This is a genomic window from Bradyrhizobium sp. LMG 9283 (assembly GCF_045571415.1).
GTDB lineage: Bacteria > Pseudomonadota > Alphaproteobacteria > Rhizobiales > Xanthobacteraceae > Bradyrhizobium.
This window is the reverse complement of sequence record NZ_CP120691.1, coordinates 652,715-678,066: the sequence shown is the minus strand read 5'-3', so window position 1 is coordinate 678,066 and position 25,352 is coordinate 652,715. Positions and strand designations below refer to the sequence as shown.

At 61.7% G+C, this 25,352-nt stretch carries 23 protein-coding genes; 12 read left to right on the top strand and 11 right to left on the bottom strand.

Annotated features, from left to right (window positions below):
• Nucleotides 1–27 precede the first annotated feature (27 nt).
• From P6U29_RS03095 to P6U29_RS03080, 4 genes are all read right to left on the bottom strand, one after another.
• The gene (locus P6U29_RS03095) at nucleotides 28–633 is read right to left on the bottom strand and encodes a K(+)-transporting ATPase subunit C (RefSeq protein ID WP_407116268.1); all 606 of its coding nucleotides are present in this window, start codon (nucleotides 631–633) and stop codon (nucleotides 28–30) included.
• A gap of 59 nt (nucleotides 634–692) precedes the next feature.
• The gene (gene kdpB / locus P6U29_RS03090) at nucleotides 693–2,807 is read right to left on the bottom strand and encodes a potassium-transporting ATPase subunit KdpB (RefSeq protein WP_407116267.1); all 2,115 of its coding nucleotides are present in this window, start codon (nucleotides 2,805–2,807) and stop codon (nucleotides 693–695) included.
• Nucleotides 2,808–2,841: 34 nt separating this feature from the next.
• Nucleotides 2,842–4,545, bottom strand: coding sequence for a potassium-transporting ATPase subunit KdpA (gene kdpA / locus P6U29_RS03085; RefSeq protein WP_407116266.1), 1,704 nt, complete (start codon nucleotides 4,543–4,545; stop codon nucleotides 2,842–2,844).
• Nucleotides 4,546–4,645: 100 nt separating this feature from the next.
• On the bottom strand, nucleotides 4,646–4,735 hold the full coding sequence (locus P6U29_RS03080; protein ID WP_035698142.1) for a K(+)-transporting ATPase subunit F: 90 nt from the start codon (nucleotides 4,733–4,735) through the stop codon (nucleotides 4,646–4,648).
• A 541-nt stretch (nucleotides 4,736–5,276) separates the two neighbouring features.
• On the opposite strand from P6U29_RS03080, the gene P6U29_RS03075 reads away from it, so the two are divergent.
• The 8 genes from P6U29_RS03075 (at nucleotide 5,277) to P6U29_RS03040 (ending at nucleotide 16,380) form a co-directional block, all read left to right on the top strand.
• A complete protein-coding gene (locus P6U29_RS03075) occupies nucleotides 5,277–6,167 on the top strand; it encodes a tyrosine-type recombinase/integrase (RefSeq protein ID WP_407112448.1) in 891 nt (296 codons plus the stop codon).
• Nucleotides 6,168–6,178: 11 nt separating this feature from the next.
• The gene (locus tag P6U29_RS03070) at nucleotides 6,179–7,375 is read left to right on the top strand and encodes an IS91 family transposase (protein ID WP_407112447.1); all 1,197 of its coding nucleotides are present in this window, start codon (nucleotides 6,179–6,181) and stop codon (nucleotides 7,373–7,375) included.
• Between the two features lie 678 nt (nucleotides 7,376–8,053).
• Entirely contained in the window at nucleotides 8,054–9,166 is a 1,113-nt protein-coding gene (locus P6U29_RS03065) for a site-specific recombinase (RefSeq protein WP_407112183.1), read from the top strand.
• On the top strand, nucleotides 9,163–10,689 hold the full coding sequence (locus tag P6U29_RS03060; RefSeq protein ID WP_407112182.1) for a tyrosine-type recombinase/integrase: 1,527 nt from the start codon (nucleotides 9,163–9,165) through the stop codon (nucleotides 10,687–10,689). The genes P6U29_RS03065 and P6U29_RS03060 overlap by 4 nt, the downstream gene beginning before the upstream one ends.
• The gene (locus P6U29_RS03055) at nucleotides 10,686–13,046 is read left to right on the top strand and encodes a hypothetical protein (RefSeq protein WP_407112181.1); all 2,361 of its coding nucleotides are present in this window, start codon (nucleotides 10,686–10,688) and stop codon (nucleotides 13,044–13,046) included. The genes P6U29_RS03060 and P6U29_RS03055 overlap by 4 nt, the downstream gene beginning before the upstream one ends.
• Nucleotides 13,043–13,498 carry a hypothetical protein gene (locus P6U29_RS03050; RefSeq protein WP_407112180.1) on the top strand — a complete coding sequence of 152 codons (456 nt, stop codon included), beginning with the start codon at nucleotides 13,043–13,045 and terminating at the stop codon, nucleotides 13,496–13,498. The genes P6U29_RS03055 and P6U29_RS03050 overlap by 4 nt, the downstream gene beginning before the upstream one ends.
• Nucleotides 13,498–13,905 (top strand): hypothetical protein, encoded by a 408-nt coding sequence (locus tag P6U29_RS03045; protein ID WP_407116265.1) that lies wholly within the window; start codon nucleotides 13,498–13,500, stop codon nucleotides 13,903–13,905. Before P6U29_RS03050 ends, P6U29_RS03045 begins: the two co-directional genes overlap by 1 nt.
• Nucleotides 13,906–14,142: 237 nt before the next feature.
• Nucleotides 14,143–16,380, top strand: a complete 2,238-nt coding sequence (locus P6U29_RS03040) for an AAA family ATPase (RefSeq protein WP_407112178.1) — start codon at nucleotides 14,143–14,145, stop codon at nucleotides 16,378–16,380.
• A 214-nt stretch (nucleotides 16,381–16,594) separates the two neighbouring features.
• Here P6U29_RS03040 and P6U29_RS03035 read toward each other — a convergent pair whose 3' ends face one another.
• Entirely contained in the window at nucleotides 16,595–17,269 is a 675-nt protein-coding gene (locus P6U29_RS03035) for a helicase-related protein (RefSeq protein ID WP_407116264.1), read from the bottom strand.
• A 141-nt stretch (nucleotides 17,270–17,410) separates the two neighbouring features.
• Here P6U29_RS03035 and tnpA point away from each other — a divergent pair, with 141 nt between their 5' ends.
• The 3 genes from tnpA to tnpC are packed head-to-tail and all read left to right on the top strand — an operon-like array spanning nucleotide 17,411 to nucleotide 19,889.
• On the top strand, nucleotides 17,411–17,860 hold the full coding sequence (gene tnpA, locus P6U29_RS03030) for an IS66-like element accessory protein TnpA (protein WP_407114555.1): 450 nt from the start codon (nucleotides 17,411–17,413) through the stop codon (nucleotides 17,858–17,860).
• Complete coding sequence (gene tnpB, locus P6U29_RS03025; RefSeq protein WP_407116263.1) at nucleotides 17,857–18,216, top strand: IS66 family insertion sequence element accessory protein TnpB; 360 nt, start codon at nucleotides 17,857–17,859, stop codon at nucleotides 18,214–18,216. The genes tnpA and tnpB overlap by 4 nt, the downstream gene beginning before the upstream one ends.
• A 44-nt stretch (nucleotides 18,217–18,260) precedes the next feature.
• Complete coding sequence (tnpC, locus tag P6U29_RS03020; protein WP_407112425.1) at nucleotides 18,261–19,889, top strand: IS66 family transposase; 1,629 nt, start codon at nucleotides 18,261–18,263, stop codon at nucleotides 19,887–19,889.
• On the opposite strand, the gene P6U29_RS03015 is transcribed toward tnpC, so the two are convergent.
• The 6 genes from P6U29_RS03015 to P6U29_RS02990 form a co-directional block, all read right to left on the bottom strand.
• Nucleotides 19,890–20,327, bottom strand: a complete 438-nt coding sequence (locus P6U29_RS03015; protein ID WP_407112424.1) for a hypothetical protein — start codon at nucleotides 20,325–20,327, stop codon at nucleotides 19,890–19,892.
• Between the two features lie 132 nt (nucleotides 20,328–20,459).
• Nucleotides 20,460–20,786: a DEAD/DEAH box helicase gene (locus P6U29_RS03010; protein WP_407116262.1), complete on the bottom strand. Its 327-nt coding sequence runs from the start codon at nucleotides 20,784–20,786 to the stop codon at nucleotides 20,460–20,462.
• Entirely contained in the window at nucleotides 20,711–21,412 is a 702-nt protein-coding gene (locus P6U29_RS03005) for a DEAD/DEAH box helicase (protein ID WP_407116261.1), read from the bottom strand. Before P6U29_RS03005 ends, P6U29_RS03010 begins: the two co-directional genes overlap by 76 nt.
• Before the next feature lie 934 nt (nucleotides 21,413–22,346).
• Nucleotides 22,347–23,012 (bottom strand): hypothetical protein, encoded by a 666-nt coding sequence (locus tag P6U29_RS03000; RefSeq protein WP_407116260.1) that lies wholly within the window; start codon nucleotides 23,010–23,012, stop codon nucleotides 22,347–22,349.
• A 415-nt stretch (nucleotides 23,013–23,427) separates the two neighbouring features.
• Complete coding sequence (locus P6U29_RS02995; protein WP_407116259.1) at nucleotides 23,428–23,625, bottom strand: helix-turn-helix transcriptional regulator; 198 nt, start codon at nucleotides 23,623–23,625, stop codon at nucleotides 23,428–23,430.
• 138 nt (nucleotides 23,626–23,763) lie between these two features.
• The gene (locus P6U29_RS02990) at nucleotides 23,764–24,537 is read right to left on the bottom strand and encodes a hypothetical protein (protein WP_407116258.1); all 774 of its coding nucleotides are present in this window, start codon (nucleotides 24,535–24,537) and stop codon (nucleotides 23,764–23,766) included.
• Nucleotides 24,538–24,907: 370 nt separating this feature from the next.
• Here P6U29_RS02990 and P6U29_RS02985 point away from each other — a divergent pair, with 370 nt between their 5' ends.
• The gene (locus P6U29_RS02985) at nucleotides 24,908–25,351 is read left to right on the top strand and encodes a DUF2924 domain-containing protein (protein WP_407116257.1); all 444 of its coding nucleotides are present in this window, start codon (nucleotides 24,908–24,910) and stop codon (nucleotides 25,349–25,351) included.
• Nucleotide 25,352: the final 1 nt, after the last annotated feature.

Sequence of the window (25,352 nt, the reverse complement as noted above, 5' to 3'; positions counted from 1 at the left end):
AATCATCCCAAAGCCACGAGCCTACCGCTACTTCGCGGCCGTGCGGTCGAGCGCGAGGTTCAGCGCCAATACATTAACGCGGGGTTCGCCAAGCAGGCCGAGCAGACGGTCTTGCGTGGCGGAAGCCACGAGCCGTTTCACCGCCTCTTCCGGGATATTCCGCGCCTTGGCGACGCGCGGTACCTGGAATTGCGCGGCTTCCAGCGAGATGTCGGGGTCGAGGCCGCTGGCCGACGTCGTGACCAGGTCGACCGGCACGGCGGCTTTCGGGTTCTCACCCTTGAACTTGTCCACGTCTTCCTTCAGCCGGTCGGCCAGCGCCTTGCTGGTCGGGCCGAGGTTGGAGCCGCCCGAATTGACGGCGTTGTAGGGCGCGGCGACCGTCTTGGTCGAATCATTCGGGTCCGGCGCCAGCGTCGCCGAGAGGCGACCGTGGAAATATTTGTCGTCCCTGAACTCCTGCCCGATCAGAGCGGAGCCGACCACCTTGCCGTCCTTCTCGATCAGGCTGCCTTGCGCCTGGGCGGGGAAGATTGCGCCGGCAATCGCAGTCATCGCGAGCGGATAGGCCAGGCCCGTGATGGCGGTGAGTATCAACAACAGGATGATGGCGGGGCGGATTTCTCTGAGCATGATAGGTCTCCAATGTCTTCGTCATTGCGCGAGGCGCGCTGCGCGCCCCGCGACGACGATCAAGCCAGGTGCAAGGCGACAACGACGAGATCGATCGCCTTGATGCCGACGAAGGGAATAACGATGCCGCCGAGGCCGTAGACGAGCAGGTTACGCCGCAGCAGAGCACCGGCACCGACCGCGCGGTAGGCAACGCCCTTCAGCGCCAGCGGGATCAGGCCGATGATAACAAGTGCGTTGAAGATGATCGCCGACAGGATGGCGCTCTGCGGGCTCGACAGGTTCATGACGTTGAGCACGTTGAGCTGGGGGTAGAACGCCAGGAACATCGCCGGGATGATGGCAAAATACTTGGCGACATCGTTGGCGATCGAGAAGGTCGTCAGCGCACCGCGGGTCATCAGCAGCTGCTTGCCGATCTCGACCACCTCGATCAGCTTGGTCGGGTTGGAATCGAGGTCGACCATGTTGCCGGCCTCGCGGGCGGCCTGGGTGCCGGTGTTCATGGCGACACCGACGTCGGCCTGCGCGAGTGCCGGCGCGTCGTTGGTGCCGTCGCCGCACATGGCCACCAGCTTGCCCTTGGCCTGCTCGTCGCGGATCAGCTTGAGCTTGTCCTCGGGCGTCGCCTGCGCCAGGAAGTCGTCGACGCCGGCTTCCGCCGCGATCGCGGCAGCCGTCATCGGATTATCACCGGTAATCATGACGGTGCGGATACCCATACGGCGCAGCTCGGCAAAACGTTCGCGGATACCGCCCTTGACGATGTCCTTGAGCTGGATGACGCCGAGCAGCTTGCCGTCTCTCGCGACGGCCAACGGGGTGCCGCCCGCCTTCGATATCTCGTCAGCGATCGTCTGGACCTCGCGGCCAATGTCCGAGAGACCGGCGGGCTGGATGGCCCGAGCCGTGTTGCCGGAAGCTACCGTCAGCGGCGCGCCGCCGCCAACATAATTGAGCATCGCGTCGACCGCGCCCTTGCGCACCGACGAGCCGCCGGCGTCGACGCCGCTCATGCGGGTCTGCGCCGTGAACGGGATGAAGGTCGCGCCTAGTTCAGTCATGTCGCGGCCGCGGATGCCGTATTTTTCCTTCGCCAGAATGACGATCGAGCGGCCTTCCGGGGTCTCGTCGGCGAGCGAGGCGAGTTGGGCTGCGTCAGCCAGCTCCTGCTCGGTCACGCCGCGCACGGGGCAGAATGCTGTCGCCTGCCGGTTGCCGAGCGTGATCGTGCCGGTCTTGTCGAGCAGCAGCGTGTCGACGTCACCGGCGGCCTCGACCGCGCGGCCCGACATCGCCAGCACGTTGAAGCGCACCAGGCGATCCATGCCGGCGATGCCGATCGCCGACAACAGCGCGCCGATCGTGGTCGGAATGAGCGTCACGAACAGCGCGACCAGCACGACCACCGAGATCGAGCCGCCGGCATAGGCCGCATAGCTCGGAATGGTGACGGTAGCGAACACGAAGATGATGGTGAGACCGGCCAGCAGGATGTTGAGCGCGATCTCGTTCGGCGTCTTGGCGCGCTCGGCACCCTCGACCAGCCTGATCATGCGCTCGATGAAGGTCGAGCCCTGGGCTGCCGTAATGCGGACGCGGATCCAGTCGGACAGCACCTGCGTGCCGCCGGTCACCGCCGAACGGTCGCCACCGGATTCGCGGATCACGGGCGCGGATTCACCGGTGATGGCGGCTTCGTTGACGGAAGCCACGCCCTCGATCACCTCGCCGTCGGAGGGGATGGTGTCGCCGGCCTCGACCAGCACGATGTCGCCGACCTTCAGGCTGGTGCCCGGCACCAGTTCGAAGGCCTGGCCGGCGCCCGTCAGCAGCTTGGCCTGGCTGTCGGTGCGGGTCTTGCGCAGCGAGTCGGCCTGCGCCTTGCCGCGGCCTTCGGCGACCGCTTCGGCGAAGTTGGCGAACAGCACCGTGAACCAGAGCCAGAGGATGATCTGGAAGGTGAAGCCCAGGCCGGCACCTCCGGTGAGGAAATCGCGCAGAAAGATCACGGTGGTGAGCGCGGCCACGATCTCGACCACGAACATCACGGGATTCTTGATCATCAGCCGCGGGTCGAGCTTGGCGAAGGACGCGTGGATCGCGGGCAAGACGATCTTGGGATCGAGCATCGCCGAGACTGATGCGCGTTTTTGCAATTTCATCGTATCCATGGAGGTCACTCCAAATCCATCAGAAGATTGGCGCTTAGAACACTTGACCCGCGTTCATCGCGAGATGCTCGACGATCGGGCCGAGTGCGAGTGCCGGGAAGAAGGTCAGGCCGCCGATGATCAGGATCAGGCCGACGACGAGACCGACGAACAGCCCGCCGGTGGTCGGCAGTGTGCCCGCGGACGGCGGGACGGATTTCTTGGCGGCGAACGAGCCCGCAATCGCCATCGCCGGAGCGATCATGAAAAACCGGCCGACGAACATCGCGCTGGCAAGCGTGAGGTTGTAGAACAAGGTGTTGCCGGTCAGGCCCGCGAACGCCGAGCCGTTGTTGCCGGTCGCCGAGGTGAAGGCGTAGAGCACTTCGGTGAAGCCGTGCGGTCCGGCATTCGCCATCGAGGCGACCGCCGCCGGATAGACCACGCCGACCGCGGTCCAGCCGAGATACATCAGCGGCAGCACCAGGATCGCGAGCATCGCCATCTTGACCTCGCGCGCCTCGATCTTCTTGCCGACATATTCCGGCGTGCGGCCGACCATCAGGCCCGCCACGAAGATCGCGAGCACGACGAACAGGAGCATGCCGTAGAGACCGGCACCGACGCCGCCGATGATGATCTCGCCGAGTTGCATGTTGATCAGCGGGATCATGCCGCCGAGAGCGGTGAAGCTGTCATGCATGGCGTTGACGGCACCGCAGGACGCGGCCGTCGTAATCACGGCGAACAGCGACGACGCGACAATGCCGAAGCGGACCTCCTTGCCCTCCATGTTGCCGCCCGTGAGGCCGAGCGCATGCATGGTGGAGGTGCCGTTCGCCTCCGCCCAATAGGTCACGGCGACGCCGGCCAGGAACAGCACGCCCATCACGCCGAGGATCGCCCAACCCTGGCGCTGATCGCCGACCATGCGGCCGAACACATTGGTGAGTGCCGCGCCAAGCGCGAAGATCGACAGCATCTGCACGAAGTTCGACAGCGCGGTCGGATTCTCGAACGGATGCGCGGCGTTGGCGTTGAAGAAGCCCCCGCCATTGGTGCCGAGCATCTTGATCGCGACCTGCGAGGCGACCGGGCCGACCGCGATGGTCTGCTTGGCGCCTTCGAGCGTCGTCGCCTCGACATAATCGCCCAGCGTCTGCGGAATGCCCTGCGAGACGAGGAACAGCGTGTAGACGACGCAGATCGGTAGCAGCACGTAGAGCGTCGTGCGGGTGACGTCGACCCAGAAATTTCCGACCGTGCGGGCCGAGGCGCGCGAGAAGCCGCGGATCAGGGCGAGCGCGAGCGCGATGCCGGTTGCCGCGGACAGGAAGTTCTGGTGCGTCAGGCCGAGCATCTGCACGAGGTAGGAAATCGTGCTCTCGCCACCGTAGTTCTGCCAGTTGGTGTTGGTGATGAAGGAGATCGCGGTGTTGAAGGAGAGGTCCTCCGCGACCGCACCCTGGCCCGCCGGATTGAAGGGCAGCACGGCCTGCAGACGCATCACGCCGTAGATGATGAGGAAGCCACCGAGGTGAAACAGAAGCATGGCGACCGTGTAGGTCACCCAATGTTGCTCGCGCTTCTCGTCGACGCCGGAGAACCAGTAGATGCCGGTCTCGATCGGGCGCAACACCGGCGAGAGAAATGTTCGCTCGCCGTTGAAGACACGTGTCATATACCAGCCGAGCGGCTTGGTCAGCGCGACGACGATCGCGCAATAGAGAATGATCTGCAGCCAACCGATCACAGTCATGGTTTCAACCCTTCGGAACTTGTGCCCTGCGCAGAAGCAGCAGGAGCAGCGCAAACCGCGCAGCGTACGCCAGTAGCAATTCGAGAAGCAGCAGCACGGGTCAGAACCGCTCGGGCCGCAGCAGCGCGTAGGTGAGGTAGATCAGGAGGCCGAACGAGACGGCGCCAGCGAGCGCATAATCGAAGATCATGATCCGCTCCCTCACAGCCGTTCGCAGGCATAGGTGTAGCCGATCGCAAGGGCGAAGAAGGCGAAGCCCAGCGCCAGCATTAGAATGTCGGTCATGGAGATACTCCTCGTTGCGTCCCTATTTCAGGAGCAGCACTTTCTCGGGCCCGGCGAAGCTCGTGGAGAGAAGCGAAACGCATATCCACAGCACTAGTCGGGACTTTTGACACTCTGCTGAATTGCCACCAGAGGCATAAGCTTTCGAGGTGAGCGCAACCGCGAAGTTATAGGAATCTCATATAGACGGAAGGAGTGGTGCGGCGCCTCGGAGCACCAGCACGCGGCGAAAGTATTCTCCGATAATAGGAAAATTTTCGATTGCTCGCGTCGAAGATCTGTGACGGCCGTGAAAGCCCGGTGAGGTCGGCAATGGGTCAAAGGACTAAACCGCTCGCGCGGTAGGGCGCTACGGCAGGCGGGGCAGCCAACAGGATAGCGCAACGGGGCGTCCTGTCTTGAGATCGAGGGGTTCGACAACCTCACTCAAGACAGGAGCATCCCCAATGACCAAGCAGGCCATCAGCCCGTTGCGCCAGCGCATGATCGAAGACATGGCGATCCGCAAGTTCGCTCCGAAGACCCAACATGACTACGTGCAAAGGGTCAAGGATTTCGCGGCGTTCCTCGGCCGCTCGCCCGACCAGGCCCAGCCGGAGGACGTGCGCCGCTTTCGGCTTCATCTGGCGTCGATCGGCGCCCACGCGCCAAAGATCAACGCCACGGTCTCGGCGCTGCGCTTCTTCTTCAATGTGACGCTCGATCGGCCCGAGCTTGCCAAGCACCTGTCGTTCATGCACGAGCCGCGCAAGGTTCCGGTTGTGTTAAGCCCGGAAGAGGTTACGCGCTTTCTGGAGGCAGCGCCAAGCATCAAATACAAAGCTGCGCTCAGCGTCGCTTACGGTGCGGGACTGCGCGTCTCTGAGGTCGTTGCGTTGAAGGTGTCCGACATCGATTCCGAACGCATGATGTTGCGCGTCGAGCAGGGCAAAGGCCGCAAGGATCGCCACGCCATGCTGTCTCCGGTGCTGCTCGCGCTCTTGCGCGACTGGTATCGCATCGGCCGCCCGCAAGGCTGGCTGTTTCCGGGACTGAAGCCGGCCAGCCCGATGACGACACGCCAGCTCACGCGTGCCTGCCATGCTGCGGCGGACATGGCCGAGATTGCCAAGCGGGTGACGCCGCACACCTTGCGCCACAGCTTCGCGACCCACCTGCTCGAGCAGAACATCGATATCAGAGTGATTCAGGTCCTGCTGGGCCACGCTAAACTCGAGACGACGGCGCTCTACACCCGCGTCGCCACCAACACCATCCGCGAGGTCATGAGCCCGCTGGATCGCCTCACGCCGCTGACGTCCAAGAAGAATGAGTCCAGGGACACGCCACCGGCCTAAGCGGAAGGCACGTGGCGCGTCCAAGATTGGAGGTCGCGGACATCTTCCGCGGCCATGGTCCGGCGTGGCGTCAGGCCAACGCCGGCCATGTGAGCCTCCAGCAGTTGAAGGTGATGTCGGCGATCGAGCACTGCCGCACGGCGGAACTCGGCGGCCATGTCGCGCGCTGCGCGGATTGCGCCTATACGACCATCGCTTACAACTCTTGTCGCAACCGCCACTGCCCGAAGTGCCAAGGCGCCGCCGCGAAGCAATGGCTCGCCGAACGCGAAGCCGAGCTGTTGCCGGTGCCGTACTATCACATCGTGTTCACACTGCCGGCGGCCATCGCCGACATCGCCTACCAGAACAAGGCCGTCGTCTACGACCTGCTGTTCAAGGTCTCGGCCGAGACCATGCTGACGATTGCCGCCGACCCGAAGCATCTCGGTGCCAGGATCGGCATCACCTCCGTGCTGCACACCTGGGGCTCGGCACTGACCCATCACCCGCACGTGCACATGATCGTGCCGGGTGGCGGCATCTCACCAGATGGCCAGCGCTGGGTATCATGCCGACCGGGCTTCTTCCTTCCGGTGCGCGTGCTCTCCCACCTGTTCCGACGGCTGTTCCTGGAGAAGCTCATCGCGACCCACCGAGCCCGTCGCCTGAGTTTCTTCGGCGATTACGCGCATCTGGCTGACGCACAGTCCTTCGCAGCCCATCTCGCGCCGCTGCGTAAAGCCGAGTGGGTCGTCTACGCCAAGCGTCCATTCGGTGGCCCCGAGGCGGTGCTGGCCTATCTGTCACGCTATACTCATCGCGTTGCCATCGCCAACAGCCGCTTGATCGCCTTTGACGAACAGCTCGTCACCTTCAAATGGAAGGACTACCGCATCGAGGGCCGCGACCGATACAAGCAGATGACGCTCGCCATCGCCGAGTTCATCCGCCGCTTTCTCATCCACGTGCTGCCGAAGGGCTTGCACCGCATCCGCCACTACGGCCTCTTCGCCAAGAGTGCTTGCGCTGACAACGTCGCCCACGCGCGTGAACTGCTCGCCGTCGCAAGACCTGAAGGCCAGCCCACTGCCGCCGCCGATCCCGGCAAACCGAGTTGTCCATGCTGCGGCGGTCGCATGATCATAATCGAAGTCTTCGAGCGCGGTGCAATGCCACGGCATCGGCCGACAGCTCCAACGAACCACATCAGGATCGACACCTCATGACCGTGCCGCAATCCCGCAAATCCGCTCGCCGCGCTCGCTGGCCCTCGACCAGCCACGGCAGAGCGCGCCCAGATATCCACCAGCCGTCGCAAATCGTCGGACAACTTCTGGAGTTCAAGGCCATCCGCCGCGCATTCGTCAGCGACTTCACCGTCGTGCAACTCGTTGGGCCGACTCGATCCCAATCAACGAGTTCGCCCGCGGCGCTCAAAACCCCATAGCGCCTGCGGCCCGACCTTACATCCCTTACCCGCGGTTTCCTCCCTTGGAGGCTTTCGGACGCCGGCCGCCGAACACGCCGCGCCGTCCCTCATGCGGCCGGCATCCGAAACCCTTCACAGAAGCGACGGCAAGCTTGCAGCGGCCGGGCGTCCGCTTTCTCGCCAGGACCTGACCTCATTCGGATATGAGATGTTATGGAAGGCGACAGCGGTTTTGAAAGTGTTGCGTTTTTCATCAAAATCGCCCGATTTCCGGGCCAAAACGTTCCTGTTGAAAGGCGGTTTAAGCCGTTGCGATTGGCGAATCGCCCGCGGATGATTTCGGCAGTTCCATGCCACGTTCGGATCTCCGCAGTTGCCAACCACGAGTCTTCGATCAGCTCTGATACCGCCGGCGCTCACCGGCCGGCTTTGCCTCGACAAAGCAAACGTGCCTCGGTTCTGGTCCTCGATTTGGATGGACGTACTCAAGGGCTCGCTCGAGGACTCGACAAAGCGAGGTCATCTGGCTGCCGTAGCCCGGCTGTACGACGCAACTGAGCGCCAGTTGGGCTCGGACTGCCTGGACCGGCTGCTGGCCGACCTGGACTTCGATGCGATCGAGAACGTCTTGGTTGGCTTCTTGGCCCAGCTCCGCAACGAAGCAGCCATGGGCGGCGCCGACCGGTCGTCGACTTGGTACTCGGCGCTGACCTTCGTAACGGACGTCCTGCGGCACGGGGGTCCAGCGGCCGGGTCTCGGGCAGGCGACCTTGAGACACGATTGTTGCGGCTGGAGCGGCTGTACAGCCAGTTGAGCCCTGCCCCCACCACGGCCCCGCCTCCGATCCGAGCCCTTCCACCGGCCGTCATCGAGGACCTGTACGCGATCTTCGACCCTCATTCGGATCGCAACCCGTTCAAGTCCGAGGCGCTGCGGTGGCGCAATCTGCTGATCTTCATGCTGCTGCTGCGCCTTGGCCTTCGCCGCGGCGAGGCGGCGATCTTGGCTGCAAATGCGATCAAGGACGATACCGATCCGGCGACCGGAAACACGGTCATTTGGATCGACGTCGAGGGTGTGCCCGACGAGGATCCCAGGTACGAGCAGCCTGGTCTGAAGACAGTCCTTGCAAGGCGCCAGTTGCCGGTGCCCCAGGAGATCGCATTCCTGTCCGACGCGTACGTCCAAAACTATCGCGGCCGCACGCACCATCCATTCTTGCTCATGTCCCAGAAGCGGCTGCCGATCTCCTTGAGAGCCATGAACGAGGTCTTTGAAACGGCGACGGCCGCTCTGTCCGACCCGGCTCGCCGATCCCTCGAAAAACAGGGCTTGTCGGGTGTCTCGTGCCACGATCTTCGGCACACCTGCGCGGTGGTCCGTATGCGGCGCTATCAGGACGCCGGCGATGACGTCACGCGAGCTATGGAACGGCTTCGCCTGTTCTTCGGCTGGTCGCCGAAGTCCGACATGCCGCGGCTTTATGCGCGTGCCTACTTCGAGACCTCACTCGCGCAGGTCTGGGACGAGAAGTTTGACCGATTTGTCAATGCGTTGCGCCGATCTGTTGATGGGGGCGATGAATGACTGGTCGAGCGCTGGCCAAACCTGACTACGAGCCCGCGCTTGCGGAGATCATCCGCTTGCTGCCTTCGCTTCCGCCCATCGTTCGCTACCACGATGATTTTGCCGACGCGGTCCGCACGATCAGAGATTTTGCGACATCAACGGCCCTTCAGGTCGAGCTCGACGGCAAGCGCTTGAACATCAGCTTGGGCAGCTTCGGTTCGGTCACGACGGTGATTAAGCACGTTATTGTGGATTGGCTCTCGCGCCACGATCCGGAGACCGCTTTTAATTTTACAGGTCGCCTCGTCTCGTACATCCGAGACTGTGGCCTGGAATCCCTCAAGACGCTGATTTTGGCGCCGATCTTCGATGCTCGGTCGCATTGGAATGTTTTTGCCAAAGCGAAGTCGACCGGATCACAGGCCAGCGCGCTTCGGGCAATGCTTCACTCGCTTTGCAACCTCTCGATCGGCCACTGGAATCCCGCCAGTGCACCGCTCGTGCGCGCATTGAAGGGCCCTAAAACCGACTCGTTCCGCGTTGTCCGAACGGGAGAATGCTTCCTGCCGCTGGACCACCAGGCGGCGATCGTCGATCACCTGGACGAACTCGTGGGACGGCTGACAAGCTCCAGGGAGGCCGTCGAACATCGAGAGCTCCGCGATGCCTGCGTGCTGATCATAGCCTATCAGTATGCGTTCCGGCCCGGCCAGATCGCCCGGATCGAGCTCGCTGACGTTCGGGTCTTCTCTACCGGTGCCGTGCACGTGGCCGTCATCGCGGCCAAACAGCGCGACAAGAAGAAGCGTGTGCGGGTAACCCGTCGGATCAAGCGCGAATGGGCACCACTCTTCATTGAACTGCGCCGGCGGCGCGAACTCGGCATCCTCCCGTTCAATCCGGAAGCCCCCGACCGGCTACTGTTCAGGCTGCCGCCCTATCAGATTAGCGACATCCTGACGGGCCTTAATGAGGCACTCACGGGGGAGCCATGGACGCCGACTGATCTGCGCCACACGGCCGCGCAGCGCCTGGCAGATGCCGGCGTTGCCCACGTAGCGCTGTCCGAGTTCCTCGTGCACTCCGATTGGCGGACCGCGAACGTCTACTTCGACACCTCGCCGACGCAGGCTCAGCGCGTGAACCAGGCCCTGGCGATCTCGCCGATCTATGCCAATGTGGCGCGGATCGCCCGCACCCGGACGGTCGACAAGGAAATGCTTCTGCGGCTTCCGGCCGACCAACAGATTGGAGGCGTCCCTCACGGCATTCCCATCGCCGGGATCGGCGCCTGTGAGGCTGGGCAAAGCGCCTGCAACAAGAACCCGGTGCTGTCTTGCTATACGTGTCGCCGCTTCATGCCGTTGCGGGATACGGCCGTCCACGAGCAGGTGCTCCATGATCTGCGCCCCGTCGTCGTGGAGTTCGCCGCGGCTTCACGCAACAACGAGCAGTCGCCGGCCTTCGTCCAACTCCGGGGCACCCTCGATGGTGTCCGCCGGGTGGTCGAGAGCCTCAAGGTGGAAGATATCGAGCCATGAATGCCTCGTTCTCCGCCTTTGTCGCTTCGGCCAAGGTGCTCGCTGCCGGGCGTGGTCTGGTTTGGGATCTGCCGTGCGACGAAGCAGGCAAAATTGCCAAAGAAAGCCGCTGGGACCTGGCCGCGCTGGTCGGAATGGCCACGCCACCATCGATCCACGTAACGAACCTCGGCGTCATCGAGGGCGCCTTCAAGCGCCTCAATGAGGTCCGGCAGCAAATGGGCCAACCCGAGCTCAAGGCGGCGCCGATGAGTTCGGATTGGCGAGACTTCTACCTTGCCGTGATCGTCCATCAGCTCCTGGTGTTGAAGAATAAGCCCAACAGCACGATGGTGCACGCACGCTGGATCAGGCACTTGGCATCAGCTGCCGGCGAAACCCCGCCTTGGGCCGTCACGCCTGATCAAGTGCGCCAAGCCTATAACGCTGCCCTCCTCCTCGGTGAATCCGGCAAGAACGCGCTCAATTTTGAAATGACGATCCGGATGGTGCTGGACAATCACCATCTGGCTGACGTCCCTGCTCTGGCGCGGTTCTGCGTGCCGTTTGGCGCAGAGCAATCGCGTCAAGGCCACGAGCGCGCGCGGCGTGAGCGCAAGCGCACGGGCCACGCTTACCGCACCGACCGACTTCGGCGGACCTTGTCGGAACGCAAGTCCGCCGCAAAACTTCCCGAAGAACAGGCGTTCTGGGAGATGGTCCGAATCATCTTCACCGAGAAGCCCCGAACCTTCTCTGATGCCATCCGCTTCGCGATCCTCAAGATCGGCGTGATAACCGGACTCCGTGTCGGCGAGATTGCGATGCTCCCGTCCGACTGCATCAGGTGGCGTGAATACGTCGACGCCGACGGCCAATCCGCGGGCAACAAGGGCGGCACGTCAAGATCGCTGATGTTGCGGTATTTTGCGGAAAAGCAGGTTGAGGACGAGACCGCCGACGGTGTGTGTCTGTACGAAACCGCGCAGCACGTCCCACCGATGTTCGAAGAGCTGGTTCTGGAGACGCTCGCGACGGTCGACAGGTTGACCAAGCCCATGCGGGAGCGGCTGCGTCTCCAGGCCGAAACTGGGCGTTTGATCCCGGAATATCAGCGTGAGGCGCTGGTGCCGGCCCATGAGATGTTCACGCGGATCAGCGGCAACTTGGTGTTCTCGAAGGCTAAGGTGCCGGAGGAATTAGAGGCGCGATACCGGGACACCTTGGACCCGAACGTGTTCGACGATATCCGCGCTCTCCAACTCTCTAGCGGCGCCGAGCTCCACCAAACATCGGTCTTCTGGTTGGCGCCACGAAAAGCCGGCTTGATCGCTGTCCGGAATGGCGCAGGCGAGGAGATTGTCGATCGCATCGACTGGCGAAGTGCATACCTGCGCGTTGGCGAGGTCGAGGACTATCTGCGCAAAGTTAGCCCTACCCGGCGGCCAGAATTGACGCCGGCAACTCTCGCCGACGGGACGCGAATTTATCCGCACGAAATGATGTTCCTGATGCCGGTGAGAAACCTCATCGAGAGCCGGAACGAAGGCTTATTGGATGTAACGCGCTACTTCGCAGCCGGCCGGATCTCTGCACGTGACCTCCATGGGACATTGAGCAACACCCGGCCGGAATCGATCTTCCTAAGGTACAGCACCGGAAAAGATCGAGAGCTCAGCCTCATCCCGCACGCCCTGCGTCACCTTCAGAACACGGAGCTGTTCCGGCTTGGCGTTGCCGATACCATCATCACCAAGCGCTTCAATCGGCGCAGCGTCGCCCAGAGCTACGAGTATGACCATCGGAGCCTGCTCGAGGACCTCACGAACATTGATGTCCCGGAGGCCGCTAGTGAAGCTCTGAGTGGCAACGCACGGCAGGTCTACCATTTGATCCTTGGCAACAAGGTCAGCGGCCCGATTATCGACGAGTTCCGCCGCATCCAGCGCGAGCAGGGAGACCAGGTTGCCTTCGAATATCTGAACGCCGAGGCAGACGGCATGCACGTCACGCCGTACGGGTTCTGCGTGAACAGCTTCGCCGTCGACCCCTGCCCCAAGCACCTCGAATGCTTCAATGGCTGCAAGCATCTGGCCCGATCCGACGTGGCGGAGGAGCGGGAAAGGCTAGAAAGCCTGCGCGATCGCATGGCGTCGGTGATCAGGACCCTAGAGAGCCTTCCCGAGCAGCAACGCTCGATTGGCTGGCGCAATCAGCTGGTGCATGCGCGAACCCGCCTGACCAACATCTTTGCGGCCATCGAAGCCCGGCCGGGTGAAAAGCCGTTCCCCGATGGGCCGGATCTGTACGAACCGGCCGACAGACGGCGTGGCACGACAGTTCTCGACACCGTGACCCTGTTGCAGGATGAAACATGACCCGGAAACTTGCCTTCCTTGAAGAAGCCCTCGAGGCGATGCTCGTGGACGACGAGACGATCACCGCGCGGGCTGTGATCCGCCGGATGGGTGGCGTGCTCAAGCATGCGACCGACATCACGCGCGCCGAGGACCGCAAGGCGCTGGTTGCCAATTACGCGCAGCGGCAGGAGGCAATCCGTGCAGCCGTCGAGCGGTCGACCAAGCTGTCCAGGAGCGAACTCGAACGGCAGCTCACTCTGAAAAACGCCGAGATCGAGCGCCTGCGCGGCGAAAAGGAGCTCCTGATCGCCTCGCACCGGGCGATGATCCTCTCGACGGCCGAGATGGGCGGCTTCAGCACCTGGAAAAAGTTCTTCGAAAAATATCAGGCCGCGATCGACGCGCTGGATGGAATGGGTGCCCTACCCAAGGCCGAGGTCGTGCCCCATCCGAGTCCGAGGCTGTCCTGATGGCACGGGGCACCGGAAAAAGCGGCGTCGAAGTCGCCCAGGAAAACGTCGACGCGCTTATCGAATACCTTGATCAGCACAAGGGTAAGCCCCTGCCTCGCTATGGTGTCGAGCTGAATCGCAGCGCGATCGCCAAAGCGTGTGGCTTCGATGGCAAAGTCTTCCAGACCAATCCGCGGTGCTCGCTCCTTTTGGAGGAAGCAGACGCCGCCGACCGGAAGGCGCACCTCACCCGTTTGGAGCAAGCCGAGGTGGTGCGCGAGATGAAAGCCAAAGTGGACGGCGATCGCGCTGAGCTCGAGGCGCAGAACCTGCGCCTGATGGCCGAAAACGCGTCTCTTCAGCGGGAAAACGAACGATGGCGTCGTCTGAACACCCTAATGACCCTGACAGGAAAGCTCCCCTGAAGATGTCTGGTAGTCTGGTCCTCGGAGCCGCTCCGTCGCAGCCCCGAAAAGCCATAGCGAGCGGCTCGCAGTGAACGAGGCGCAGGGACCCGCGCCGGTACGGCGTGGGTGGCCGCAGTGAACGGAGAGACGAGCGCTATGGCAGGGGCTGAGAAGCGACGGAGTGGCTCTGGGGACCAGACGGAGGGCCTGGTCCTTGGTGAGCTACCCGAGCAAAAATGCCCGCCATCGTTCGAGATGAGCGTGACCTCCATGCACCGGAGCGGTTATGGCGACATGATCCTGATTGGTCGAGATCCGACAGGAGCGCTGCGGAGAGCCGTCGTCCCGGGGCGGGTCGTCCCACGGGATCCCTCGGTCGGGGAATGGTGGCGGCTCACCGGCATCGTGCGCGTCCACCCCGCCTACGAAGAGCAGCTTCACGTTCACCTCGCGCTGCCGCTCATGCCGCGAGGCCGGGCGCTGGTCCGATACCTCGCCACCGACAAGCGCTTTATCGGAGTTGGCTGGGCGACCGCGGAAAAGCTCTGGGCTGCCCTGGGCGAGGAGATCTACGGGATCATACAGTCCCGCGACCTCGGTCGGCTTGCAGCTGTCGTGGGCGCCGATAAGGCTGTGTCCATCACGGACGGTTTTGGCCTTCTTGCCGTTGAGATCGAGGTCTTCCGATGGCTCGATCGATACGGCGTGTCCCCTCGGGTCGCTGGCACGGCAGCAAGCCTTTGGGGCCTGCAGGCCATCGAACGTATCAAGGCCGATCCCTACGCGCTGTCGCTGCTTGAGCCGTGGCCGGAAGTAGATGCTCGCGCACTGCGCCTTGGGTTGGCGCTTGACGATCCGCGGCGCCTGTGTGCGGCGGTCGAGGAAGCTCTCGCCATCCGCTTCCGCCAGGGTCACATGGCCGCGCCAGCGGCTGTGGTGAACCTGATGGTGGAGCGCCTCACCGCGCCCTTGCGGAGCAAGGCCGGCACCGCTCTCGAAATTGCGCTCGGGAACGGTCGGGTGGTCTCGCTCCACGACGGCCTGGTGCAATCCCGAGCCTGTCAGTTCATGGAAAGCGAGGTCACACGCCTCTTCGGCGAACGACTTCGTCGGAGTCGGGAAATTGTCGACGCTACATCGGTCGTCCAAGCGATCGAACAGGTCGAAGCTGATACCGGATACCAGTTGACGGCATTGCAGCGCGAAGCCGTCTTTATGGCGACGTCGAGTGGACTCGGCGTCATCACAGGCAGTGCTGGTACGGGCAAGACTACGGTCGTCAGGGCCATTCTCCGCGCCTCAGAAGCGCGCCGTGGCGCTCTCCCCACGGCGGATCAGGACGGGTACGAATACCCCCAGGTGGCTTTGGCGGGACGCGCCGTGCGCCGTATTGCGGAGGCCACTGGCAAGGAGGCAACCACGATCGCCCGCTTCCTCCATCAGCTCGAGGGAGGCCGACGTCTTCGGCGAGGACTGATGATCTTCGACGAAGCCTCGATGCTGGACACGCCCTCGGTCTATCGCATCCTCTCGCAGATCCCATCCGAGGTCGACCTCGTCTTCATTGGCGATCCAGCACAGCTGCCGCCGATCGGTCCGGGTCTGTTGTTCCAGTCGATGGTCGCGGCCGAAGCTATCCCGCAGGTCGCACTCGACGTCATCCACCGTCAGGCGGACCAGACCGGCATCCCGGGCGTCGCGGCCATGATCCGCGCAGGCTCGGTCCCCGCGTTCCGCACGTTCAACCCGAGCGCACCGTTGGCGCCGGGCGTGTTCATCGTCCAGGCCGGACCCGACGACATCGCTACGAAGACCATCGGCGTCTTCCGGTCGATGTGCGGTCCTGCTCCTGCGCCAGGCCGAGCCGAGCGCCTGCACGAACTCGACGTGCAGATCCTAGCTCAGACGAAGAACGGCCCGGCGGGAGCCAAGGTGCTCAACCAGCGCATCGAGGCGGAATACATGGCGCGGCAAATGCCGATCTCGGATTGGGGACTAAGGGTCGGATCAAAGGTCATTTGGCTCAAGAACGACTACCGCAAGTCCCCTCTTCGGGATGCTTCTGGCAGCCCGAAACTCGACCCGCTCACCAATGAACCGACCTTCGCCGGCTTCATGAACGGAGCGATCGGCTTCATACGGCGTCCAGACCGGGATGGTGCTTGGGTCAGCTTCGATGACGGCACCGAGGATACGATTGGGGCGGTCGACCTTGAGAAACTCACCCATGGCTGGGCGATTAGCGTCCACAAGGCGCAGGGCTCAGCGTTCCGACGCGTAATCCTGCCGATCACTCGGTCGAGGCTGCTGGATCGGACGATGATCTATACAGCCGTGACCAGAGCGATCGAGACGGTCGTCCTCGTAGGAGAGCCGGATGTAATCGGCGAGGCCATCCGGACAGCACCGAAGGCTGTCCACCGCGCAACAGGACTTCGACTGGAGGGTCTGCTGGACGAGCAACAGGTGGGGTCCGAGAGCTGTCTCGATTGAACTTATCTGCGCTCGCGTGTTGCGTTCCTGGCTTCTGAACGCCGCAACAAAGGCAGGTTTTGGATGCTGCAACGCCCATCGTTGGCGGGTGATGGGCTCAGATCCTCAAAAAAGGGGTCGGATCTACTCACTCACCCAGCTACGGAACCGAAACCGCATACTCTGGAATAAGTGGGCCTGCGGCCTACCCAATGCCCCCCGAGATAGGCAGTGCTTAATTGGCCAACACTTTGCCGATAAAGGCGAGCTGTCCCTGCTTGCTGATGAGGCGCTGTTGGCAAAAATCACAGCAGTCTGCCGTTTGCATCCGCACTCCACGTTCGGCAAATACAAATTCTAACAGCCATGTTGAGAGACTTCTGCGCGTGGTTCGCGACGAGTCGGTGAAGTATCCTACGAGAGCCTCGCGGAAACATCCATTCTTCGTGACCAAGCGTGCCATTTGATCAATCTGAGCGGCCTTATGGTTCGAGGCGATCAACGCATCAGCCGGGGACAATTGCGCGTTTCCTACCGCCCGATCGGCCATAAAACGCAATAGACCAATATCGCGTCGCGCATCAGCGCGATCATGCAGAAGCACTGCGGCCGAGGCTTTGCCGTCGCGACCAGCGCGCCCGAACTCTTGCAAATAGTCCTCTATCGAAGATGGGTGCTGCCAGTGCACCACTAGACGAACATTCTTGATATCAAGGCCCATTCCGAACGCGCTCGTGCAGATGATCCGGTTGAGCTCTGGTCGGCTCTCGCCCGAAAACCTCTTCAAGAGCTGCTCCCGCTTCCAGGCGTCGCCCAGCTGTGAATGATAGAAAGCCGTTTCAAGTCTCTGTTCTCGCAGATATTTTTGGAGCGCCTCCCCAATTTTACGTGTTGGAACGAATATCATCATTTTGCCACCGCTTGGCACTCGGGCGCGACACAGCTGCGCGATAGCTTCAGAACGTTCGTGAGCGTCATCCAGGGACCACGCACTGAGGGCTGATCTGGTCGGCTAAGAATATCTCGCGGAATGGTTTGTCGCGAGGTCACAATGTCCAAGGATAGTCGTAAGGATAGCGATAAGGATAGGCATACGTCTATCCTTGAAGACGGCGCCGACACGCTGCAGCGCATCGAGATCATCACGGGGACGGGCCGGCGTCGGCGCTGGTCGACCGACGCGAAGGCGGCGATTGTTGCGGAGAGTTTTGCGCCGGGGGCGAGCGTGTCCGCGGTGGCGCGGCGGCACGATATCAGTCCAAGCCTGTTGTTTCTCTGGCGTCGCCAGGCAACGCAGGCGCAAGTCGCGGGGCGCGGGGACAGAGGCATGCTACCTGGCTTTGTGCCGGCCGCGATCATCGGCTGCGGGAGCAAATTGCCGAGTGGGGAGCAGGCGGCGATCGAGATCGAGGTCGGCGCGGTTCGGATCCGTGTCAGGGGGACAATCGACCGGCGGGCACTGTGCGAGGTGCTGGCGGCAGTCGGGGCGATTGGTCGATGATCGGGCTTCGATCTGGGTTGTCGATCTGGATTGCGACGCAGCCGGTCGATTTCCGCCGCGGCATGGACTCGTTGGCGATGCTGGTGAGCGAGGCCTTTGGAGCCGATCCGTTCGACGGCGGACTTTATGTCTTCCGCTCCAAGCGCCGAGATCGCGTGAAGATCCTGACCTGGGATGGGAGCGGCCTTGTCCTTTACTACAAAAGAATCGAGGGACAGTTCACCTGGCCGCCGATCAAGGAGGCGTCATGCCGCTATCTCATGCTCAGCTCTCGGTGCTGCTCGATGGCTCGGACTGGAAGCGTCTGCCGATGCGAGTTGTGGATCAGCCAGCACGAGCTGGTTGATCCTTATTAGAAGTCGTTCGTCACTCATGCGGAGTTGTTGTAGAAACACTCTGCATGAGTGATTTGCCTTTCGATCCAGCATTGCTCCGTCAAACCGTGATAGTGCTATCGTCACGGCTTGCGGCGTTGTCGGCGGAATGCAGCTCGCTTTCGGCCGAGCGTGATGCGGCAATCGCCCAACGCGACGCTGCGATCCAGGAGAACGACAAGCTCCTGATGATCCTGTCCCAGTACAAGCGCACGATCTTCGGTCCCCGCTCCGAGACACTGGATCTCGGACAGCTGTCTCTCTTCACCATCACGGCACAGGCGGTTCGTGCCGCCGCCAACGACGACGTGACCGGAGGCAGGCTGCCCGACGGAGCGGAGGACCGTGGAAAGCGACCGGCGCGACGCAACCGTGGGAAGCTTCCGGAGCATTTGCCGCGCATCGATGTCGTGATCGATATGGAGAGCCAGATCTGCCCCTGCTGCGGCGAGCAGCTGCACAAGATCGGGGAGACCGTCAAGGAAGCCTTCGACGTCATTCCGATGCAGTACCGGGTCAAGCGCATTGTGCGCCCGCGGTACGGCTGCCGGGGATGCCGCCAGGGTGTCCTGCAGGCACCCGCGCCGGCCCAGGCGATCGACGGTGGGATGGTGACGGAAGCGTTGCTGGCCCACATCGCGGTGATGAAATACGGGTACCAGCTGCCGCTGTATCGCCAGGAACAGATGTTTGCCGCCCAAGGCATCACGCTCGACCGGCAAACGCTGGCCTCGTGGATGGGCCGCGCCGCCTGGTGGCTGAAGCCGCTTCACACGTTGTTGCGCGACACAGTGATGTCCTACCCGCGGCTGTTTGCCGACGAGACGCCGCTGCCGGTTCTCGATCCCGGCCGTGGCCGGACTAAAGTCTGCCAGTTCTGGGCGATCGCCACCGATGACCGTCCGTGGGGTGGCCCGGCGCCGCCGGCGGTGGTCTACATGTTTGCCGAGGATCGCAAGGCGATCCGCGCCAAGCAGCTGTTCGGGGACTACCACGGCATCCTGCAGGTCGACGGCTATGCCGCCTACAAGGGCCTGATCAAGAACGGCGGCCATCTGGTGCAGCTCGCGTTCTGCTTTGCGCATGCGCGGCGGAAGTTCTGGGACGTTCACGTCGCGACGAAGTCGCCGATTGCCGCGGAAGCGCTGCAACGGATCGCGATGTTCTACGCCATTGAGGATCGCATCCGCGGTCTGCCAGCGGCGCATCGGGCTGCGGTGCGGCAAACCGACACCAAGCCGCTGATCGAGGACTTCAAACCCTGGCTCGAAGCGCGACTGCTGGAAGTCTCGAAGAAGTCCGGTCTGGGCAAAGCCATCCGCTACACCCTCAACCATTGGGACGGCCTGACGCGCTTCATCGATGACGGACGCATCGAAATAGACAGCAATACGGTCGAGCGCAGCATCAAGCCGATAGGCCTGGGAAAGAAGAACTACTTGTTCGCCGGCAATGAAGGCGGCGGCGAGACATGGGCCATTCTCGCCTCGCTCATCAACTCGGCAAAGCTGCAAGACATCGACCCGCGGCACTATCTGACCGATGTTCTCGAGCGCATCGTCTCTGGACGCACCAAGATCAATCAGCTGAACACGCTGCTGCCGTGGAATTGGAAGGCCGAACGCGACGGTTCGGAGGCAAAGCTCGCCGCTTGATCAGTTCGACGGCAAGGCGTCAGGAACTTCCTGCGCATCGCTGGCGTCGTCGTAGATCTCTTCGCGGATCACGCGCAGCGTCACCTCGTGCAGATACACTTGCAGCGCACCATCCAGCTCGGTGAACTCCGGCAGCAGGACTCGATCGACGAAGCCTCGTGATGCACGGACCATCACCGTGTTGCGTCGCTGCCGGTGATAACGAAACGGCCGCAGCCCATATCGGCGGCAAAGCGCCAGAAAAAGATGCCGAGACCATTGGTCGGGAAGTGAGAATTGCTGTTCGATCGCTGGATCGTGGCGAGCGAGTTCCTCGACCCTAGCTCGCACCCGCTGCAGCGCGGCTTCCGCCGCAAGGCGCTCACCAGCAGTTCCGGCACCTGCGAACAAGGCCTCGATCTTCCGAAGCTTCTCGCGCAGCTGCGACTCGCTGGTCATTCTGATCTCGTTACCCGCTCCGAACCAGGGTCACCCCATCACCGCGCGCCGGCGGCGTCAATCATCCCGACCGCGCTATCCAAAGCATTCCGCGCAAGTCAAGCCCGGGCACCGGTGATACTATCGTGACGCTCACGAACGTTCGTCGACTGGCACGCTCCACCGACAAAGCGCGATATTGGGCCGATCGACGCCACGCACGAACACTTGTGCGTTGGGGATTCCGAGGGAGGCCAGGATTCGCTCTTGCATTTCTCGACCAGCGGTCGCGGTGAAAGCCAAAACAGGAGGCGAACCTAAGGCCTCGCGGACCTCCCTGAGGCGCCCATATTCAGGCCTAAAATCTCGACCCCACTGGTCAACACAATGAGCTTCATCGACGACTAGGAAAGCTGGGCGTATCGACCTAAGAAGCCGTTGCTCGTTGGGATTCCGAACAAAGAACCGCTCCGGGGCCAAGTAGAGCAATTTGAGATAGTGGCTCGATAGCAACTGATAACGAAGACGTTTTCGTCTCGGTCGAGGTCACCGTTGATGAAGCTAGATGGGATTTTCCGCCTCAGTAGCGACGAGACCTGCTCACCCATCAACGCCTTGAGTGGGGAGACGACGACACTAACTCCTCGCTGGAGCACGGCGGGCATTTGGAAGCATAACGTTTTGCCAAAGCCCGTCGGACTGACCACCAAGAGCGATCGACCCGACAAAGCGGCTTGCACGACAGGCAACTGCCCATCCCGAAAACGATCCAAACCAAACAGCCTGAGCGCCGGGCCGAAGTTCTGACTTTGCTCAGACACCTTACCTTCGAAGTCAAGCCATCGGGCAAGGCGGACTGCCCAACGTTCAATGGTGCGGCGAGCAAGTCCGGCGGCGAGCTTTGGGTGATAAGCCGCATGACAACCGTCGCACAGCGTGATCAAATTAGATGGATCATCCCTTCCTCCTGCCGACCGTGGAAGAAGATGATGGACGTCAGCCTCGGCTCGACTGCACTTCGTTTTGCATTCGACACACTTGAACTGGTCGCGTCGTAGGACGCCCTCTCTCAAGATGCGCCAATCCGCTCCGACCGCGTCTGTCACGCTGATATGCTCTCGAATAACCCATTGTAATCCCGTTGACTCAGATTTAGCCCTAGCTGGCTACTAGGGTCAAACCTTAGCCGGCGTGCCTCGCCGCCCATCTAAAATCCACCCTCGCCTCCCTAAAAGACGCCTGCCTCAACGATTCTGCGTCGCTATCCTAGGCGCCTAGAACGTCGTTCCTCGAGCACGCTGGTCGTTACTGAGTGGCTACAAGGCTTAGGAGATCAGGCGCTTCGAACGGTCTTGAGGAATCGACCACCCCCCACCCCGCCAATTGGCCTCGCCGTCCCTCCCGGAAGTCGAGCTCATCCAAGTGGGCTTTTTGTTTTTATTTCCGAACTTTTTGCGTGCGAACCAGGGAGACCGGTCCTGAGATCCCCCTTCTAGGCTTTTGACTACCCCTCCCCTGTCAACCTGAATGTCAACCACGTCAACCTTGTCAACCTAACTTTTCCGTACCTTCGGCTAGCTCGGCGGCGCGGTGCGAATTACCCGCGGTCGTCCCAAACGCCGGAAGGACCCGCCACTTGTGTGGAGTGCGCAAGAGGCGGAGATGATGCTCCGCGTTCAATTGCCGACCCTGCGCTGCGGTAACAAATCCGAACAGCGGGACGAGCGAACAATAAGCTTGTCGAATGTTCGGTGGTGAAGGTTTGTTGCGGAGGACATAGGCGAGCTATCCCGGTGCATTCGCATCGAGATGCTTCCCACGTCCTCAGCGATCAATGCTCGGCGGAGCCAGGCCCGTCGCTCTCGGACCCTGCACTGCCGATGGCAGACGTGCAGGTCGCGTCTACTTACGGCGCCGCTCATCGCGCCGGCAGCCACCCTCACGCTCGAGGCCGGGTATACCTTGGCTGCATCCCACGGTAGGTATCATCGTCGACGCCGCCGCCGTTAACCGACCAGCACCAACGAACTCACACGAGATTCACTGAATCTTGGCGCTCTTGAGCGTTGCCAAAAGATCCGCGAACCTTTCTCTCATCCGCGCACGATGCGCCTCATCGAATTCCGCTAGAGGCTCAGCCCTCAGCAGCGTACGTAGCTGAACGACCCGGCTCTGAACTTTGTGCACTTCCTCGAGGGCGATCCGACGCCATATCGTCGGGTCTGGGCGCCATTGGGTGACATACGCCCGCCCATCCGGTCCGAGTCCAACTTCACCCCTGAGCCACCTGCGATATGATGAGGACAGGGACCAAATCGGCACGTCTTCTAAGGTATCGAAATAATCCTCTCCGCTCGCCTCAACTCCAAGCTCATTTTGGGGTGAAGACGGTCGTCCAAGCATCATCCTTGCGATGATTGCGAGCAGGTCTGAGCGAAATCGGTCATTCTTCTTCGCGGTATGGTCACAAAGCTGCTGGAGGTCGACCACGTAATTCTCAATCGCTTCCCTTTCCAGGCGGCTCAAGAGCGAGCTGCGGGGCAAGGTTGGAAGGTTCTGATGGAACTTCCCGTCCTTTTCCGATCGCTGCTCGACCATTTTGACTAAGCCGAGCCGCAAGGCGACCCATCCCGGCAAGGACGGCATCCGAGGTAGTTCCCGTACGTCTGGCAGCACTAGCTGCTCCGGAATGACAATTGAATCCATGCTGTCTTTCCAATGCGTTCAGAATCCAATTCCGCCAGGTTGCCGACCAATCGCGCTTCATTGCGCCGGCACCGGACTTGGCGGTCCAATAGTTTGTGAACTTCTCGGCTTCCATGAGCGTGCGTTCGTTGGTGAGACCGCGCTCTATGGCGAATCGAAAGTCATCTGAAGCCGGAAACCAGTTCGGAGGCAGGCGGCAACCGCGAGCTTGCTTTTGTTTTCGACTAGGCTGCACTCGCCTGCTGGCCCGCTCGAGTGCAGCAACGAATTGTACTGCACCCTCGATCGAGCCCCCGCGCTCGAAGTACGCCTCGAGCTCTTGTGCAATCGGCGTCAATGCCGGAGCGGAGCTTCCGGCTGTGAAGCGGTCGGCATCTTCAGGATCGGTTATCATGGTCTGCGGTGTATGGATCGCCTACCCTGCCCGACGGTGCCCCTCAGTCCATTCCACAAGATCTTGGCGCCGATACCGAACGGCGCGTCCCAGCTTAATGAACGAAGGACCAGTGCCGATCCGCCGCCAGGCCTGCAAAGTTCGAAAGGAGATCGAGAGCAAGCGCGCGGCCTGCTTCTCATTCATCAGGGCGATGTCGCCGGCTTCAGCTGCAGTCATCAGAACCTCCAGAGCGCGATCGAATACGTCGTCTCAGCGCGAGGAGTAATCGGGCAGGAGTACCGGAGCCAATCCACTTCACGTCCAAATTGGCCAGTTCGGTACGCGGGGGCGTCCGGATTGGCGAATCCAGTATCGTCAACGCACGTTGCCAGCCTCTATCAGCGCTTCACGAAGCCGGTCGGAAATAGTCTTCGCAGCGAGCGGCTTGCACTTGGGAAACTGATTCGTCCTAGCCTGATTGACGGCGACCTCAATTTTTCTTGCCGTGTTCAGCACCTGTCGCTCTAAGTTTGGAAACCGTTCCCAGAACTCGAGCGCAATCGCCAGGATCAGCTTCCGCTGGGCGGAGCCCGTTTCTTTCCTGGCCTTCCAACCCTTCGCCCTGTTATTCCTTGATTTCTCGCCGTCAATCGCCAGCTCGTTCAGTTCTCCCGCCGCGGAGTGGAGGTGGTAGACGTACATCGCCCGGAATATATCGCTCAGCTCGTCATCGTTGAATTTCGCGTGCAGCCGGGTGATCGCGTGCAAAAGCTCGGCCGCGAGGCGATCTACCGTCAAAGGCTTGGTCGAGTCTTGTGCGATGCCGAACCAGAGGTCTTCGTCGGCCACTGTCCCGTGCTCGTCAGGATCATATCCCCAGTCGCGCTCGATCGGAATGACATCCGTTTTATCCGTAGGCAATTCCTTTGCATCCAAGTGAGCGCGTAGCCGATCAGCAAGAGCCGCTAACGCTTCCTTACCGTTGGGCCGGAATATTCGCTTATGCAACGTGGGCTTGGTGTCCCGAACATCGATATCTCTCAGGAAACCTCTGCTCCTGTAGCTGACGATCACCTCACCGTCTTCTTCCAAATGGGAAAGCTCTTTCACCTCGTCGAGGGGAATTTCATTCTCCTTTCCCGTTGGCATGTCCGTCCTCTCCGTGATTCGCGTGATAAGTCGCAATTAAGAGCATGTAGTCGTCGCCAATACAGCAAATTCGCCAATCATCCACGGCGACTGAATGCGATGAGACACGTTTGAGGCCCACCAACTGCGGAAACTCAAAAACGGCCTAGCACGCGCTCACGGTCGAATGCACTTTGCCGGACATGCAGTCAGAGGCAGATCATCGCAATCGGGACGATTTGGCAGAAGTGGCAGCCATTTTGGCAGCCGGCCTTCTGCGTGTTCTCGACCGGAAGTCCAGTCCGAATTTTGCTGGTCCCTCAAATTCTCTGCTCGACTGTACCGGTTCGTCTGGGGGTGATGTGGCCCGAAAGCCCGAGGAAGTTGCCCCGTGAAAGAGTCCATTTTGTCGCAGTTGGCGGCCCTGAAAGGCGCCTCTGCCCCCGTCTTGAAGGCCCGCTGGCGCGAGCTTTTCGATACAGAGCCCCCCGCCTATAACCGCCGTTTCCTGGAGAGCCGGCTGGCCTACCGCATTCAGGAATTGGCCTATGGCGGCCTGAGCCGGGAAACGACTGAACGCCTCAAGGCCATGGACAAACAATATGCGGACCAGAAGCCCGCGGACCGCAAGGCAAGACCTCTTCTGCGCCCCGTCGCCGGGACGAAGCTAATCCGCGAATGGGAAGGCGTGGAGCACTGCGTCACCGTTCGCCATGACGATTTCGAATATCTCGGCCGCCCCTATAAGTCTCTGTCCTCAGTTGCCCGCCAGATCACCGGCACCCGGTGGAACGGCTGGGTCTTTTTCGGCCTCAAGAATTCGGCTGGACAATGAC